The 14,832-nt window shown below is 62.4% G+C and carries 14 protein-coding genes; 8 read left to right on the top strand and 6 right to left on the bottom strand.

All coding sequences use genetic code 11. The features are described from left to right. Positions 1-109 precede the first annotated feature (109 nt). The 3 genes from ABNP31_RS12780 to ABNP31_RS12770 form a co-directional block, all read right to left on the bottom strand. Positions 110-613, bottom strand: coding sequence for a peroxiredoxin (locus ABNP31_RS12780; protein WP_085664871.1), 504 nt, complete (start codon positions 611-613; stop codon positions 110-112). Between the two features lie 57 nt (positions 614-670). Continuing rightward, complete coding sequence (locus tag ABNP31_RS12775) at positions 671-1,324, bottom strand: dTMP kinase (RefSeq protein ID WP_085615806.1); 654 nt, start codon at positions 1,322-1,324, stop codon at positions 671-673. Between the two features lie 145 nt (positions 1,325-1,469). After that, entirely contained in the window at positions 1,470-2,258 is a 789-nt protein-coding gene (locus ABNP31_RS12770; protein WP_085664872.1) for a helix-turn-helix transcriptional regulator, read from the bottom strand. A gap of 162 nt (positions 2,259-2,420) precedes the next feature. Here ABNP31_RS12770 and ABNP31_RS12765 point away from each other — a divergent pair, with 162 nt between their 5' ends. Continuing rightward, on the top strand, positions 2,421-3,242 hold the full coding sequence (locus tag ABNP31_RS12765) for a carbon-nitrogen hydrolase family protein (protein ID WP_238066290.1): 822 nt from the start codon (positions 2,421-2,423) through the stop codon (positions 3,240-3,242). Between the two features lie 99 nt (positions 3,243-3,341). Beyond that, the gene (locus ABNP31_RS12760; protein ID WP_085664874.1) at positions 3,342-4,664 is read left to right on the top strand and encodes an APC family permease; all 1,323 of its coding nucleotides are present in this window, start codon (positions 3,342-3,344) and stop codon (positions 4,662-4,664) included. A gap of 8 nt (positions 4,665-4,672) precedes the next feature. Here the strand turns inward: ABNP31_RS12760 and ABNP31_RS12755 are convergent, their stop codons facing one another. After that, on the bottom strand, positions 4,673-5,617 hold the full coding sequence (locus tag ABNP31_RS12755) for a GlxA family transcriptional regulator (RefSeq protein WP_085664875.1): 945 nt from the start codon (positions 5,615-5,617) through the stop codon (positions 4,673-4,675). 108 nt (positions 5,618-5,725) lie between these two features. On the opposite strand from ABNP31_RS12755, the gene ABNP31_RS12750 reads away from it, so the two are divergent. After that, complete coding sequence (locus tag ABNP31_RS12750) at positions 5,726-6,523, top strand: SDR family NAD(P)-dependent oxidoreductase (protein ID WP_085664876.1); 798 nt, start codon at positions 5,726-5,728, stop codon at positions 6,521-6,523. A 66-nt stretch (positions 6,524-6,589) separates the two neighbouring features. On the opposite strand, the gene ABNP31_RS12745 is transcribed toward ABNP31_RS12750, so the two are convergent. After that, positions 6,590-7,480, bottom strand: coding sequence for a LysR family transcriptional regulator (locus ABNP31_RS12745; RefSeq protein WP_085664877.1), 891 nt, complete (start codon positions 7,478-7,480; stop codon positions 6,590-6,592). Between the two features lie 120 nt (positions 7,481-7,600). On the opposite strand from ABNP31_RS12745, the gene ABNP31_RS12740 reads away from it, so the two are divergent. Further along, a complete protein-coding gene (locus tag ABNP31_RS12740; RefSeq protein ID WP_350013375.1) occupies positions 7,601-8,701 on the top strand; it encodes an NADH:flavin oxidoreductase in 1,101 nt (366 codons plus the stop codon). 438 nt (positions 8,702-9,139) lie between these two features. Here the strand turns inward: ABNP31_RS12740 and ABNP31_RS12735 are convergent, their stop codons facing one another. Continuing rightward, the gene (locus tag ABNP31_RS12735) at positions 9,140-10,783 is read right to left on the bottom strand and encodes an acetolactate synthase large subunit (RefSeq protein ID WP_013972567.1); all 1,644 of its coding nucleotides are present in this window, start codon (positions 10,781-10,783) and stop codon (positions 9,140-9,142) included. A gap of 170 nt (positions 10,784-10,953) precedes the next feature. On the opposite strand from ABNP31_RS12735, the gene ABNP31_RS12730 reads away from it, so the two are divergent. From ABNP31_RS12730 to ABNP31_RS12715, 4 genes are all read left to right on the top strand, one after another. Further along, positions 10,954-11,835, top strand: a complete 882-nt coding sequence (locus ABNP31_RS12730; RefSeq protein ID WP_025339213.1) for a LysR family transcriptional regulator — start codon at positions 10,954-10,956, stop codon at positions 11,833-11,835. 285 nt (positions 11,836-12,120) lie between these two features. After that, positions 12,121-13,086 carry an amino acid ABC transporter permease gene (locus tag ABNP31_RS12725; RefSeq protein ID WP_085664879.1) on the top strand — a complete coding sequence of 322 codons (966 nt, stop codon included), beginning with the start codon at positions 12,121-12,123 and terminating at the stop codon, positions 13,084-13,086. A gap of 15 nt (positions 13,087-13,101) precedes the next feature. Further along, positions 13,102-13,866, top strand: coding sequence for an amino acid ABC transporter ATP-binding protein (locus ABNP31_RS12720; protein WP_085664880.1), 765 nt, complete (start codon positions 13,102-13,104; stop codon positions 13,864-13,866). Positions 13,867-13,927: 61 nt separating this feature from the next. Further along, on the top strand, positions 13,928-14,767 hold the full coding sequence (locus ABNP31_RS12715; RefSeq protein ID WP_075045275.1) for an ABC transporter substrate-binding protein: 840 nt from the start codon (positions 13,928-13,930) through the stop codon (positions 14,765-14,767). Positions 14,768-14,832 lie beyond the last annotated feature (65 nt).

Below are 14,832 nucleotides of genomic sequence, written 5' to 3'. Positions count from 1 at the left end.
CGGCTAAAGCCGCTCCCACAGGGTACGAGGATCGCTTGCGAACTCCGTTATCTGTGCGACAGCGCGGCCCAAAGGGCTGGGCAATCTCCCACAGGACCTGTGTATGCCTTCAGGGCTTACAAACAGCCAACATGCTCGCGGCGTCGCTGCACTCGAACTTGCCGGGTGCTTCGACCGCGATGTGCCGGACCACCAGGTTGTCGACCAACATGGCATAGCGTTGCGAACGCCGGCCCATGCCGCGTGCCGAGAGGTCCTGAATCAGGCCCAGCGCCTCGCTGAACTCACCGTTGCCATCGCCAATCATCCTGACCGCCTCGCCCACCTGCAGGCTCGCGCCCCAGGTATTCATGACGAATGCATCATTGACCGAAACACAGAGAATTTCGGCAACCCCGGTAGCGAACAGATCCTGGGCCGCAGCCACGTAACCCGGAACATGCCGTTCCGAACAGGTTGGCGTGAAGGCACCAGGCAAGCCGAAGATCACCACTTTTTTCTGCTTGCAGCGCTCGTGCAGGGAAAACGCGTTCGGGCCGATCGCACAACCGCCCTCGCCGTTGCTGTACTGGTAAAGCGTTACGTCGGGCAGTGTATCGCCGGTCTTGATCATCGCTGTCTCCCTGGGGCGGTAAATGGCCAGGCATGATGCAGCATCCACCGGGGTACGTCAGCTACCACCGCGAACAGGCCAGCCCCCAGCCCGATCAACACACTGAAGCACGCCATCGATCTCAGCCACTACCTGCAGCGTTGCATCCTCGATGGCCCCTTCATTACGGCACAGTACCCAGCCGTGTTCCGCTACCGCACGTTCGAACGCCTCGGTACAGGCAACCTGCTCGTCCAGGCTATGGATCACCGTACTGCCCAACCCACGCGTTCGTGCCGCGGCCCTTGCCCATGAAGTATCAGGGGCCGTGACAACGCCGACATGCAAATCGGGCACTTGCACATTTCGCTCGAGGTTCAGGCGCAGGATCTCGTCGAACGCCACGCTACGGCGAAATGCGGCATCAGACGGGTACCAGCGATCGATCAGGATGATGCTGTCTACTGGCTGCCTGGGCAGCACATGCCGGGAAATCCAGGCACGGCTTTCGGCGAAGCGCTCGCATACCCTCAATTCCAGGTCCCGGGAGGGGTTTCTGACCAGTTGGTTGACGAGGGCCATGGTTTCTCCCCGGTAGGGATCGCTTTTTTTCTCGCAAAGCCGGATCACTTTCTTGTTGTCAGCCCTCAGGGCCTTGGTAACCGCCTCCAGAAGCGTGGTCTTGCCAGTGCCCTTGGGCCCATCGATGGAAACAAACAGCGGGCGGGTCATTTCTGATTACCAGTCGAATCTGAAGATGCAGCGCAGGCCTGGGTGCCAGCGCGGTCCTTGTGGGAGCGGGCATGCCCGCGAAGCAGGCGACGCGGTGGATGGCACCGGCCAAGCCGGTGTTCGCGGGGTATGCAGTTGGCCGGAATCAACCCAGCTGGGCCTGAAGAAACAGCGAAAACAGCTCCGACTGCGATTTGATACCCAGCTTGCTGTACATATGCTTGCGGTGCACTTTCACTGTCTCCACGGAGATTTCAAGCTTGCGCGCGATCTCTTTGCTGGAACACCCGCTGAGCATCAGCCTGCCCACCTCCAGCTCACGCCCGGTCAGCGGCGACTCCATCTGCTCGACCCTGTCCTCCATGCGGCTTTGCCAGTGCGGCGCGGGCTTGGTGGCCTCTTCCAGCAACTCCCGCTCGAAGGTCATCCGCTGGCGCATCAGCGCAGTTACCCACGGCCGCAACAGTTCCAGCAGGGTGACCTGTTCGATGCTGAACCGGCGCTTGCTACCCAGCGACAGGCACAGCGTGCGCTGCGCATCCAGCTGCACGTTGTACTGAATTTCATCGGCAACCACGTTAAGCCGGAAATAGCGCTGGTAGTAGTCTGTCTGCTCGAAACATTCAGGGGCCACATCCGCCAGGCGCACCAGGCCGGACACCGCAGCCTCTCGGCTGGCCACGTAGAACGGGTCCAGCAGGTACAGGCCGTTCAGGTAATCCTGGAACAGCGGATCAGGGTTGCCGTCTGCACTGGGGCATTCGGCGAACACCTGCGGGCGCCCTGCGGAAAACAGCAGCGCAACCCAGCTGTCGCAGGCAACGTACTCGTTCAGCAACCGCACCAGGGCTGTCCAGAAGTGGTCCTTGTCGAGGGTTTCGATCAATTGGCCTACCGATCGGTGCCAGGCGATGTCGTGCAGCGTAAAATTCATCCTCTACCCCTGTTGGGTTACCACGTGGGCGTAATACCCCCCGCCATGATGACCACCCCATAATCCGGGCTAGCTTACGCTGAGCGAACCTGTACCGGGATCGTTTTTTACACCCCATGCCGCCAGGGCATGGCGGTCGAAGCCGTTAGTCGAGGATTGGAAATGAAGGTAGAGCTTGTCCAACTGGCCGGTCGCGATGGCGATACCGCGTACAACCTGCAGCGCACCATCGAGGCGATCGGCAACTGCGGCGCCGATACCGATCTGCTGGTCTTTCCGGAAACCCAGTTGATGGGCTTCCCAACCGAAGAAAACATCGGCCGCATCGCCGAGCCACTGGATGGCCCGAGCATCACGGCAGTCCAACAGGCCGCACAAGCGCAAAACGTTGCCGTGGTCGTCGGGCTGGCCGAAGCCGCAGACGACGGTCGTTTCTACAACACCACCGTGCTGGTTACGCCTGAAGGCGTAGCGCTCACCTACCGCAAGACCCACCTTTGGGCATCGGACTGCGGGGTTTTCACCCCAGGCGACCGTTTTGCGACAGCCCTGTTCAAAGGCATCCGTGTCGGCCTGCTGATCTGCTTTGACATCGAATTCCCCGAAACCGCCCGTGCCCTGGGGCAGCTGGGCGCAGAACTGATCATTGTCACCAACGGCAACATGGACCCGTACGGGCCCACTCACAGAACCGCCATCACCGCACGCGCCATGGAAAACCAGGCCTTCGCGGTCATGGTCAACCGCGTGGGCGACGGTGATGGCGGCCTGGTCTTCGCTGGCGGCAGTGCCGTCGTCGACACGTACGGCCAGTTGCTGTGCGAAGCCGGCCGTGGCGAGTGCCGCATGACCGTCGAGCTGGCCATGGAGCAACTGCAGCAGTCACGGCGCGACTACACCTACATCGCCCAGCGCCGCATCCAGCTGCCGGGTGAACAGGTCGAGCACGCCAACGGCCTTCGCGAACTGATCATCCCCTCCTGAATATTCCACCCTTCCAGGCTCTCTTACTGGAATGCAAGGCCGCCAGGGACGGCAGCGTGTTCGACTCTGAATAACAATCACAAGCTGGAGCAAGCAGTAATGGCCACACTCAAGCGAACGCTTTCGCTGGGCTCGGTGGTGCTTTTCGGCATCGCCTACATGACCCCCATCATCGTCCTGGGCACATTCGGTATCCTGGCCGAGACCACGGGAGGGAGGGTACCCGCAGCCTACCTCGCTGCCGCCATCGCCATGCTCTTTACCGCCTTGAGCTACGGCCACATGGCGCGCGCCTTCCCGGTCGCCGGGTCCGCCTATACCTACGTGCGCAAATCGATCAGCCCGCAGCTGGGCTTCATCACCGGGTGGGCGGTGTTGCTCGACTACCTGTTCCTGCCCATGGCGATCTGGCTCATTGGCGCGGCCTATCTGCACTCGGCGTTCCCGGGCGTGCCGCAAGCCATTTGGGTGCTGGCATTCATCGGCATCACCACGACGATCAATGTGATCGGCCTGCGGCTGGCCAAGGCCGTCAATGGCCTGTTGATGTTCATTCAGCTGCTGGTGCTGGCCGCGTTCGTTGCACTCGCGGTGCATTATGTCTGGGGCGACCCCACGGTGCCGCTGTGGACACTCGAGCCGTTCTACAAGGAAGGCACCCAGTTGCCGCTGATCATGAGCGGTGCGGCGATTGCCTGCTATTCATTCCTGGGCTTCGACGCGGTCAGCACCCTGACCGAAGAAACCAGGGAACCACGCAAGAACATCCCGAAAGCCATCCTGCTGATCACCCTGATCGGCGGTGGGCTGTTCATCGCCTGCAGCTACTTCGTTCAGCTCGCTCACCCGTCCACCGACTTTGCCAACGCCGACGCGGCGGCTTATGAAATTGCCCAGAACATCGGTGGCGACATCTTCGTCAGCATCTTCCTGCTGGGGCTGATCGTCGGCCAGTTCACTTCGGGCCTGTCGGCGCAAGCCAGCGCCTCCCGCCTGCTGTATGCGATGGGACGTGACGGTGTGCTGCCCAGGTCATTCTTCGGCAAGCTGAGCGAACGCTTCAGCACGCCGGTGCCCAGCATCATCCTGTGCGGAGTGGTCGCCCTGCTCGCCTTGCGCATGGACGTGACGACCTCCACCTCGTTCATCAACTTCGGTGCCTTTCTCGCCTTCAGCCTGGTCAACCTGGCGGTGATCTTCCACTACTGGGTTGCCATGCAGCAGCGTGGTGCCAACGCGCTGCTGATGTACCTCGCATTCCCCCTGGTGGGCTTTGCCTCCACCTTGTGGCTGATGGCGAGTCTCGATCACCTGGCGATCTACCTGGGGGCAGGCTGGCTCTGCCTCGGGGTGCTCTACCTGACCGTGATTACCCGTGGTTTCAAGCGCAAGCCACCGGAGATGCATTTCGAGGAAGCCTGAACGACCCTCTAGACCACTCGCCTGGCATCCCTGCGCACCGCCTGCGGCGGCACCCCAAACCCGCGGATGAACACCTCGCGCAGGTGCCGGCGGTCTCTGAAGCCTGTCTCCCTGGCCACCACGTCCAGGCTGTGCCGGCTTTGCTCGATCATCAGGCGGGCAGCCTCCAGGCGCAGGTTCTCCACGGCCTTGGCCGGGGACTGCCCGGTTTCGGCAGTGAACACCCGGGTGAACTGCCTGGGGCTCAGGTGCACCACACCGGCCAGCTCTTCGACACTGAGCGGGCGGCTCAGGTGCTGGCGGGCGTATTCCAGGGCGCTCTGGACGCGGTCCGACTTCGGCGCCAGGGCGAGCAGTTCGGAATGTTGCGACTGCCCGCCCGAGCGCCGCTGATGCATCACCAACTTGTGCGCCACCGACCTGGCCAGCTCTGCCCCCAGGTCTTTCTCCACCATGGCCAGCGCCATGTCGAGGGCCGCGGTCATGCCCGCCGATGTCCAGACCGGCCCATCGATGATGAAGATCCGGTCATCGTCGACCTCGACCTTGGGGTGCAGGGTGCGCAGTGCCTTGGCATAGGCCCAGTGGGTGGTGGCCCGGCGATTGTCCAGCACGCCGGCCTGAGCCAGCACGAAGGTGCCGGTACACAGCCCGGCAGTCCTGCGCGCACTGGCAACAAAGCCTTGCACACACGCCAGCACCTCATCGGCGGGGGGCGTCTCGGGGGTCAGGGTACCGCTGACCATCCAGGTGTCAGCCAGGCCTGGTGCAGCCAACGGCAGGGTTTCGATGGGCATACCCAGCGATGAGCGGACCATGCCGCCACCTACCGAGAAGTTCTGCACCCGGTAAAACGCCTCCCCGGCGACGAGGTTGGCGACCTCGAACACCGTCTGCGTGGCCAGGCCCATGATTTGAAAACCTTCGGTGATCAGATAGCCGATGCGATGCATGACCGGGCTCCGTATGGTAGTGTCCTGAAACACTACCATATACGTCATTTGAGCCAGTGAAAATCTACCGCATCATGGCCCCAGTCCCCAACCACTGGAGCTTGAATCATGACTCACTCGCACAAAGGCACCGCTCTCATTACCGGCGCTTCCTCGGGTATCGGCGCGGTATACGCCGAGCGCCTGGCCCGCCTCGGCTATGACCTCGTGCTGGTCGCACGCAACCGCGACCGCCTCAATGCGCTGGCCAGCCGCATCAGCCAGGAAACCCGGCAAAGTGTCGAAGTCTTCCCGGCAGACCTGGCAAGCCCCGAGGAACTCGCCCGGGTCGAGCGCAAGTTGCGTGAAGACGCGAGCATCACCCTGCTGGTGAACAATGCCGGTATCGGCACCCATACCCCCCTGCTGGAAAGCGATGTCGAACGCATGGCCGAGATGATCAGCCTCAACGTCACCGCCCTCACCCGCCTTACCTATGCCGTAACGCCAGGCTTCGTTGCCCGCCAGCAAGGTGCAGTGATCAATATCTCGTCGGTCGTCAGCCTGGTCCCGGAGCTGCTCAATGGCGTTTATGGCGCCAGCAAGGCGTACGTCACCGCCTTCACCCAGTCGCTGTACAAGGAACTTTCACCACACGGCATCCAGGTCCAGGCCGTGCTGCCTGGTGCCACGGCCACCGACTTCTGGGCGATTGGCGGCTTGCCGGTGGAGAACCTCGACCCAGGTATCGTGATGTCGGTTGACGACCTGGTCGAAGGCGCCCTACAGGACTTCGACAACAAGGTACTGATCTCCATCCCTGCCCTGCATGACCTGCAGCGCTACGAAACCTACGAGAGCAACCGTCAGGCCCTGTTCGGTGAGCTTTCCAGCAACCGGCTGGCACCGCGCTACAGTGCCAGCTGAAACTGATTGCCTGGTCGAAGGCCCACGCAGGGGATACATTTGTGCTCCTCTTCGCGGGCGGGCGGTTCAAGCTGGCCGGCCGTGACGCGCCAGCGCGCCTTCCAGCGCCTCGAGAAACACTTTCACCCGCGCCGGTACGTAGCGACGGGTCGGCATCACCGCCCAGACGGCCAACTGCTCCATCTGTGCGTCCTGCAGCGTGATCTCTACCAGCAGGCCGTCACGGATGTGCTGAAACACATCCCAATGAGCCAGCATGGCGATGCCCAATCCTTGAACAGCGGCCGACCTCACAGCCTCCACGCTGCTGGTACTCACCCGCGCCTGCATGCGTCGATGCTGCAGGCCCCCGTCGACCACGAACGGCCAGCGTGGCACAGCCTGCAGCATGATGCAGGCATGTTGTTCCAGGTCCGCCATTGTGCGCGGCTGGCCGTGCTGTTGCAGGTAAGCGGGCGCTGCGCACAGCACCCTCGGGTTGGGGGCGATCTTGCGCGCCACCAGTTCCGAGTCGGCCAGGGGCGCTACGCGCAAGGCCAGGTCAAGGCCCTGCCCGACCAGGTCCACCAGTTTGTCCGACACATCCAGGTCGATGCGCAGGTCCGGGTACCGAGCCAGCAGTTGCGGCAGCAGCCCAACCACGATGCCCTGGCCGAAAACACTGGGCGCTGTAATACGCAACAGCCCTTTGACGGTGCTTGATGACGGCCGCAACTCGCCAAGCGCGCTGTCCTCGGCTTCCGTCATGGTCCTGGCATACGGCAGCAGCGCCTCACCCTCTGCCGTCAGGGCCACGGCACGGGTGGTTCGATGGAACAGGCGCACGCCGAGTTCTTCCTCCAATGCCGCAAGCCTGCGTGATACCTGCATGGGCGACACATCGAGCTGGCGGCCTGCCGCTGACAGGGTGCCGGCGGCGACGACAGCGAGGAAAACCCGCAGGTCGGCAACGAGCATGATCATATCCTTTGGCGTTATACCGGCTTCTCTGCGGCCTACCTTGGTCAGGCGTACATCCAACAGTAGCCTCAGTGCATCGGCGCCATAGTGTGCGCGCCCTGATCCGAGAGAAATCCAATGACAGCTTTCAAAACACGCACTTTAACGCAAATCGATATTGCTGGGCTGGCATTGCCCAATCGCCTGGCGGTAGCGCCCATGACCCGCGTCAGCGCGAGCGAAACCGGTGATGCCACGGCAGCCATGGCCCACTACTACGAACGTTTCGCAAAAGGCGGCTTTGGCCTGGTCATCACCGAAGGCCTGTATACCGACCAGCAGTACTCGCAGGGCTACCGGTACCAGCCCGGCATGACGGATGAGCAGCAGGCAAGTACCTGGCGACCAGTCGTCGAACGGATACACGCCCACCAGGGCGCGGTATTTGCGCAACTGATGCATGCGGGCGCGTTGAGCCAAGGCAACCGTTTCAAGCGTGAAACCGCGGCGCCTTCGGCGGTTCGGCCCAAAGGCGAGCAGATGCCGTTCTACCATGGGGATGGGCGCTATGCAGAGCCCAAAGCCATGACCGATGAAGACATTGCCGATGCCATCACCGGTTTCGCCAATGCCGCAAAACGGGCCATGCAGGTCGCCGGTTTCGATGGTATCGAGATTCACGGTGCCAACGGTTACCTGCTCGACCAGTTCCTTACCGACTACAGCAACCAACGGAGCGATCGCTGGGGTGGCTGCACCGAGCGGCGCGTGCAACTGACGCTCGAGGTGGTCAGGGCCGTTCGCGCCAACGTGGGTGATGTGCCGCTTGGCGTGCGTATTTCCCAAGGCAAGGTCAACGACTTCGGGCACAAGTGGGCGGGGGGCGAGCGGGACGCGGAAGCCATCTTTGGCTCGCTGCGTGATGTGGGCGTCGACTTCATCCATGTCACCGAGCACGAAGCCTGGCAACCGGCGTTTTCCAGCAGTGCTGCCAGCCTGGTACAGCTGGCACGGCGTTATGCGCCTGGGGCCCTGCTGATTGCCAATGGTGGCTTGCAGGATGTGCAGCGTGCCGACAGTGTTCTGGATGAGGGTGCCGATATGGTTGCACTCGGCAAGGCAGCGCTGGCAAATCCGGACTACCCGCGGCGCCTGGCGAGCCAGCAGGCGCTTGCACCGTTCGACCCAGCCATTCTCGGCCCGATTGCCAATATCAAGGACACCGAACTCGCCCTTTGAGCGATGCTGTGGATGGCACCGGCTCAAAGATTCAGGTCGCTATCCCTGTATGGGCGGCCTTGTGTGGCGATGGGCTGCATGGCAGCCCCGGCGATTGTTGCGTTGACGCTGAAATCCGGGGGGCCGCTTTGCGGCCCATCGCGACACAAGGCCGCTCCTACACAGGTTCGGCGCCAGCTTTGAGGTAGTGCCGATCCTGTCAGGCCTTACACCGCCAAGGACACCGAACTCGCCCTTTGAACGATGCTGTGGATGGATTCTGAGGCAGGTCGCTGTCCCTGTAGGAGCGGCCTTGTGTCGCGATGGGCTGCATGGCAGCCCCGGCGATTGTTGCGTTGACGCTGAAATCCGGGGGCCGCTTTGCGGCCCATCGCGACACAAGGCCGCTCCTACACAGGTTCGGCGCCAGCCTTCAGGTGGCGCCGTACCTGTCAGGCCTTACACCGCCAGCGCGCGCTCACGCAGCTCGCTGTTGAGGATGCGGTCGTTCTCGCTGTAATCGACCGGGCAGTCGATCACGTGCACGCCTGGGGTCTTGATGCAGTGCTCGAGCAGCGGCAGCAGGCCTTCGGCGCTTTCCACGCGGTGGCCGTTGGCACCGTAGGCTTCGGCGTACTTGACGAAGTCCGGGTTGCCGTAGTCCAGGCCGAAATCGGTGAAGCCCATGTTGGCCTGCTTCCAGCGGATCATGCCGTAGCCGTCGTCACGCAGGATCACCACGGTGATGTGCATGCCCAGGCGTACTGCAGTTTCCAGCTCCTGGCTGTTCATCATGAAGCCGCCGTCGCCGCAAACCGAGATCACCGGGCGGTCCGGGTGCACCAGGTGCGCGGCCATGGCCGATGGCAGGCCGGCGCCCATGGTCGCCAGGGCGTTGTCCAGCAGTACGGTGTTCGGCTTGTGCGCCTTGTAGTTGCGGGCGAACCAGATCTTGTAGATGCCGTTGTCCAGGGCAACGATGCCTTCGGACGGCAGCACGCGACGGATGTCGGCGACCATGCGCTGCGGGTAGACCGGGAAGCGGTTGTCGTCGGCACCTTCGGCGATCTGCGCTTCGTTGGCTTCACGGATCGCCATCAGGCGGGTGAAGTCCCAGTGCGAAGTGTCGTTCAGCGCTTCGCTGATCTGCCATACGGCGTTGGCGATGTCGCCGATCACTTCAACCTGCGGGAAGTACACGGCATCGACTTCGGCGGAGCGGAAGTTGATGTGGATGACCTCGGTGCCGCCACGGACCATGAAGAACGGTGGCTTCTCGATCACGTCGTGGCCGATGTTGACGATCAGGTCGGCGGCTTCGACGGCGCGGTGCACGAAGTCACCCGACGACAGCGCGGCGTTGCCCAGGAAGCGCGGGTGACGCTCGTCGACCACACCTTTGCCCATCTGGGTGGTGATGAACGGGATGCCGGTCTTGTCGATCAGCTGCTTGAGGACCTTGGCGGTCATCTTGCGGTTGGCGCCGGCGCCGATCACCAGGATCGGATTGCGGGCGTTCAGCAGCTTTTGCACGGCAGCGTCGATCGCCACGTGCTCGGCCAGCGGACGGCGGTGCAGGCTTGGCGGGATCGGCAGTGCGTCGGTCTGCTCGGCGGCGATGTCTTCCGGCAGCTCCAGGTGCACGGCACCCGGCTTTTCTTCTTCAGCCAGGCGGAAGGCTTCGCGCATGCGCGAAGGGATGTTGTCGGCGGAGGCGAACTGGTGGGTGTACTTGGTGATGGGGTCCATCATGCCGCACACGTCGATGATCTGGAAACGGCCCTGCTTGGACTTCTTGATCGGCTTCTGGCCGGTGATCATCATCATCGGCATGCCGCCCAGGTAGGCGTAGGCGCTGGCGGTGACCAGGTTGGTGGCGCCAGGGCCGAGGGTCGACAGGCTGACGCCGGTCTTGCCGGTCAGGCGACCATAGGTGGCAGCCATGAAACCTGCGGACTGCTCGTGACGGGTAAGTACCAGCTTGATCTTCGACTTGCGCAGGGATTCGAGCAGGTCGAGGTTTTCCTCACCAGGAATGCCGAATACATACTCGACACCTTCGTTTTCCAGGCATTGCACAACGACATCGGCGGCCTTGGCCATTTGGGGTACTACCTCAAAATCTTTGTGGGATTGCAGATTTATTAAGCTGCGTGACTGAGATGTTGCAGGATGTCTCAGTGGCGCGCATCGTAGGCCCTCTGGTTAATAATAATAAATATATTGTTATGATGCTTGGCATCACAGTTTGTTATGAACGGTAAACCCCCTCAATGAACCTCAAGGCATTGCGCTGCTGCGTCGAGATCGTGCGCCAAGGCAGCTTCACCAAAGCCGCGCAGCACCTGCATATTGCCCAGCCGGCACTGAGCATGGCTGTTACCCGCCTGGAAGAAGAACTGGGCGTCACCCTGTTCAACCGCACCACGCGCAAAGTCATCCTGACAGCCGAGGGCGAACGCTTCCTGCCACGTATCGAATCGGCCCTGCGCGAAATGGATGTGGCCCGGCAAGAACTGCGCGACATGGCCGACCTGAAGCGCGGCGAAGTGCGCCTGGGTATCCCGCCGATGTTCGGCCTGCACTATGTGCCCGGCTTGATGAACGCCTTCCGCCAGCTGTACCCGGGCATTGCCATGACCGTGTTCGAAGGCAGTGCCGAGGACATTGGCCATCGCCTGGAACAACGGGAAATCGACCTGGCGCTGCTGGAGTCCAGGCGCGTGCCGCCCGACAAGGAATCGATCCTGCTGGGCAGCGACGAGATGCTGGCGTGCATGCACCCTGACCATCCCTATGCCGGCAAGGCCTTCCTCACGGCCGAGGACCTGCGCAATACCGACATGGTGGTATTCGACCGCACCTTCGTGCAGCGCCACCTGCTGGATGCGTTCTTCGCCGAACATGGCATCACATACCAGGTAGCACTGCAGAGCAACTTCGTATCGCTGGTGGTACAGGCCGCGCTGGACAACATGGGCGTGGCGACCCTGCTGCGCTCGGTGCAACAACGCACGCCGGGCATTGTCGGCGTACCGTTCCAGCCAGCGCAGCAGATGAGCTTCCGCTTGTGCTGGCGCTCGGGGGAATACCTGTCGCTGGCCAGCAAGCGCTTCATCGATTTTGCCGCGCAGACCCATTACCTGGAGCGTTGAGGCCAGCCTGTTCCGGCCTCTTCGCGGCTAAAGCCGCTCCCGCAGGGGTTGTGCATACCGCAAGCCTGCAGTGATCCCTGTGGGAGCGGCTTTAGCCGCGAATACCGGCGCATCCGGTGGCAAACGAGTTGACGGGACCCAGGCAGCAAATGTCAGGCAATGCACCCGTCAAATGCCATTACAAACCTGTCAATCGTTGCAATCCGTCAGGTTCTTGCCTGCGCTTCGCCTCCCTACAATGGCCTCACAACAACAAACGAGCCCAGCTCCGTGAGGCACGACCCCATGTACAGAGACCATATCGTCAAACCGCGTGCGACCGACAACCCTGCGTTCATGGCCCTGACCACCGCCGTGATCTTTGCACTCGCCCTTTTCTACGGTGTGGGCGACGGTAGCCTGGCCCGGCTGATGGGCCCGATCGTGCTCGACCTGCAGGCACCGCTAATGCGCAACATCGCCGTGGCCGCCACCTTGGCCGTCACCCTGGTGCTGAATCTGTTCATCCTCGGCCGCTTTGCGCTACGGGCCCAGGTAATCACCGTCTGGTTCGAACTGTTGCTGCTGTTCCTGCTGTTCTTCGACACTTTCGACCTGTCTTACAGTTTCATCGCCAGCAAGGTCGGCTTCATGATTACCCAAGGGGTGTTCACCACCGTCTACGTGTCCACGATCTCGATCGCCATCGCTTTCGTCCTGGCCCTGATGGGTGCGACTGCACGCTTGTCGTCCAACGGCTTCGCCATCGCCATCGCCAGTTTCTATACCTCGTTCTTCCGCGGTGTACCGCTGCTGATCCAGATCTACCTGATCTATCTCGGCATCCCCCAACTCGGCTACGTGGTCGGTGCAGTGCCGGCGGGCATCCTGGCCCTGTCGCTGTGCTATGGCGCCTACATGACGGAAATCTTCCGCGCCGGCATCAGCAGCATTCCGCGCGGGCAGTGGGAAGCCTCGCGAGCAATTGGCCTGACCCCCTTCCAGGCAATGACCCGGGTGATCCTGCCGCAGTCGATGCGACTGATCATCCCGCCCACCGGCAATCAGTTCATTTCCATGCTCAAGGACAGCTCGCTGGTGTCAGTGATCGGCGTGTGGGAGTTGATGTTCCTGGCTCGCACACAGGGCCGCGCAGAGTTCCGCCACCTGGAAATGCTGATTACCGCCGCCGTCCTGTACTGGGTGCTGTCGATCCTGCTCGAAGCCGTGCAGTCGCGCCTGGAAAAACGTTTCGACCGCGCCCACCGCTGATCGAGGAGCATCACGATGAACCAAGTAGTCACCCCAGCTGCCGCCCAGGCCGCCGTATCGATCCGCGGTCTGCAGAAATGGTACGGCGACTTTCATGTACTCAAGGGTATCGACCTGGAAATCGCCAGCGGCGAGATCGTGGTGGTCTGCGGCCCGTCAGGCTCAGGCAAGTCCACACTGATTCGCTGCCTGAACCTGCTGGAGGACTTCCAGAAAGGCGAGGTGCTGATTGCCGGCAACCCGCTTGACCGTGATGCCGCCAGCGTGGCCGCCATTCGTCGCCAGGTCGGCATGGTGTTCCAGCAGTTCAACCTGTTCCCGCACCTGACCGTGCTGGAAAACCTGATGCTCGGTCCGCGCCTGGTCAGCAGGCTCAACGAGGCCCAGGCCCGCGCCCTGGCCCTGGAGTACCTGGAGCGGGTGCGCATCGCCAGCCAAGCCGACAAATTCCCCGGCCAGCTTTCCGGTGGCCAGCAACAGCGGGTAGCCATTGCCCGCGCGCTGTGCATGAAGCCGCGGATCATGCTGTTCGACGAACCCACTTCGGCACTGGACCCGGAAATGGTCAAGGAAGTGCTCGATGTGATGGGCGAGCTGGCCCAGGATGGCATCACCATGCTCTGTGTCACCCACGAAATGGGCTTCGCCCGCCGGGTCGCCGACCGCATCATCTTCATGGACCAAGGCCAGGTCATCGAGCAGGCCCGGCCCAACGACTTCTTCGACAACCCGCGCCATGCCCGCGCCAGGGAGTTCCTTTCGCAAATTCTCAGCCACTGAGGCCTGTGTCTACCGCTGTGCCAACACCACAACAACAATTGCATACCCGGAGACTTACCGAATGAACCCACTTGCACGCTTGTTTGCCCTCACTGCCGTCGCCGGCAGCCTGGCCCTGATGACCGGCGCCGCCTGGGCGGGCGCCACCCTGGATCGCATCCACCAGAGCAAGGTCATGAAAGTGGCCACCGCCGCCAACTGGCCACCGCAGTCGTTCCTTGGCGAGGACAACACCCTCAAGGGCTTCGACATCGATGTTGCCAACGAAATCGGCAAGCGCATGGGCACCACGGTAGCGTTTGTCACCCCCGAGTACGGCATCATCACTGCCGGGCGCTGGGCCAGCCGCTGGGACCTGTCGGTCGGTTCGATGACGCCTACCACCGAACGTGGCCGCGTACTCGACTTCCCGGCCATCTACTACTACACCCCCTACATGTTCGCAGTGCACAAGGATGCCGCTGGCGCCAGCGCTGCCGACCTCAATGGCAAGACCATCGGCGTCGAGGCCGGCACCACCTCCGAGGACTACATCAACCGCCGGCTGAAGATCGACGCGGCGGACGTACCTGCGTTCAGCTACACCGTGGAGCCTGGCGATGTGCAGACCTACGGCGACAGCATGGGCCCGCTGGATGACCTGCGCATGGGCAACGGCACCCGCCTGGATGCCGCACTGTCGCCGCTGCCGACCATCATGGGCGCGATCAAGGCCGGTTACCCGATTGCCCCGGTGCAGGGCAAGCCCGCCTACTACGAACCGCTGGCCATCGCCACCGACAAGGGCGACGACGCCTTCAATGCCGAACTGGCCAAGGCCGTCGAAAGCATGAAGGCCGACGGTACGCTGAAGCAGCTGTCCGAGAAGTGGTACGGCGCCGACCTCACGCAAGTGCAATAACCCCATCACCCACAGGCCAGCGCCCCTCAGCTGAAGGGCGTGCGGCCCCCGCGTGCCCGTAGAAC

Source organism: Pseudomonas asiatica, from assembly GCF_040214835.1.
Classification (GTDB): Bacteria; Pseudomonadota; Gammaproteobacteria; order Pseudomonadales; family Pseudomonadaceae; genus Aquipseudomonas; species Aquipseudomonas putida_Z.
This window is presented reverse-complemented; position numbering and strand designations above follow the sequence as displayed.

Bases quoted from the DNA above. Each gene is read 5' to 3' on its own strand.
- ABNP31_RS12780 (WP_085664871.1), bottom strand. From the start codon at position 613: ATGATCAAGACCGGCGATACACTGCCCGACGTAACGCTTTACCAGTAC.
- ABNP31_RS12775 (WP_085615806.1), bottom strand. From the start codon at position 1,324: ATGACCCGCCCGCTGTTTGTTTCCATCGATGGGCCCAAGGGCACTGGC.
- ABNP31_RS12770 (WP_085664872.1), bottom strand. From the start codon at position 2,258: ATGAATTTTACGCTGCACGACATCGCCTGGCACCGATCGGTAGGCCAA.
- ABNP31_RS12765 (WP_238066290.1), top strand. From the start codon at position 2,421: ATGAAGGTAGAGCTTGTCCAACTGGCCGGTCGCGATGGCGATACCGCG.
- ABNP31_RS12760 (WP_085664874.1), top strand. From the start codon at position 3,342: ATGGCCACACTCAAGCGAACGCTTTCGCTGGGCTCGGTGGTGCTTTTC.
- ABNP31_RS12755 (WP_085664875.1), bottom strand. From the start codon at position 5,617: ATGCATCGCATCGGCTATCTGATCACCGAAGGTTTTCAAATCATGGGC.
- ABNP31_RS12750 (WP_085664876.1), top strand. From the start codon at position 5,726: ATGACTCACTCGCACAAAGGCACCGCTCTCATTACCGGCGCTTCCTCG.
- ABNP31_RS12745 (WP_085664877.1), bottom strand. From the start codon at position 7,480: ATGCTCGTTGCCGACCTGCGGGTTTTCCTCGCTGTCGTCGCCGCCGGC.
- ABNP31_RS12740 (WP_350013375.1), top strand. From the start codon at position 7,601: ATGACAGCTTTCAAAACACGCACTTTAACGCAAATCGATATTGCTGGG.
- ABNP31_RS12735 (WP_013972567.1), bottom strand. From the start codon at position 10,783: ATGGCCAAGGCCGCCGATGTCGTTGTGCAATGCCTGGAAAACGAAGGT.
- ABNP31_RS12730 (WP_025339213.1), top strand. From the start codon at position 10,954: ATGAACCTCAAGGCATTGCGCTGCTGCGTCGAGATCGTGCGCCAAGGC.
- ABNP31_RS12725 (WP_085664879.1), top strand. From the start codon at position 12,121: ATGTACAGAGACCATATCGTCAAACCGCGTGCGACCGACAACCCTGCG.
- ABNP31_RS12720 (WP_085664880.1), top strand. From the start codon at position 13,102: ATGAACCAAGTAGTCACCCCAGCTGCCGCCCAGGCCGCCGTATCGATC.
- ABNP31_RS12715 (WP_075045275.1), top strand. From the start codon at position 13,928: ATGAACCCACTTGCACGCTTGTTTGCCCTCACTGCCGTCGCCGGCAGC.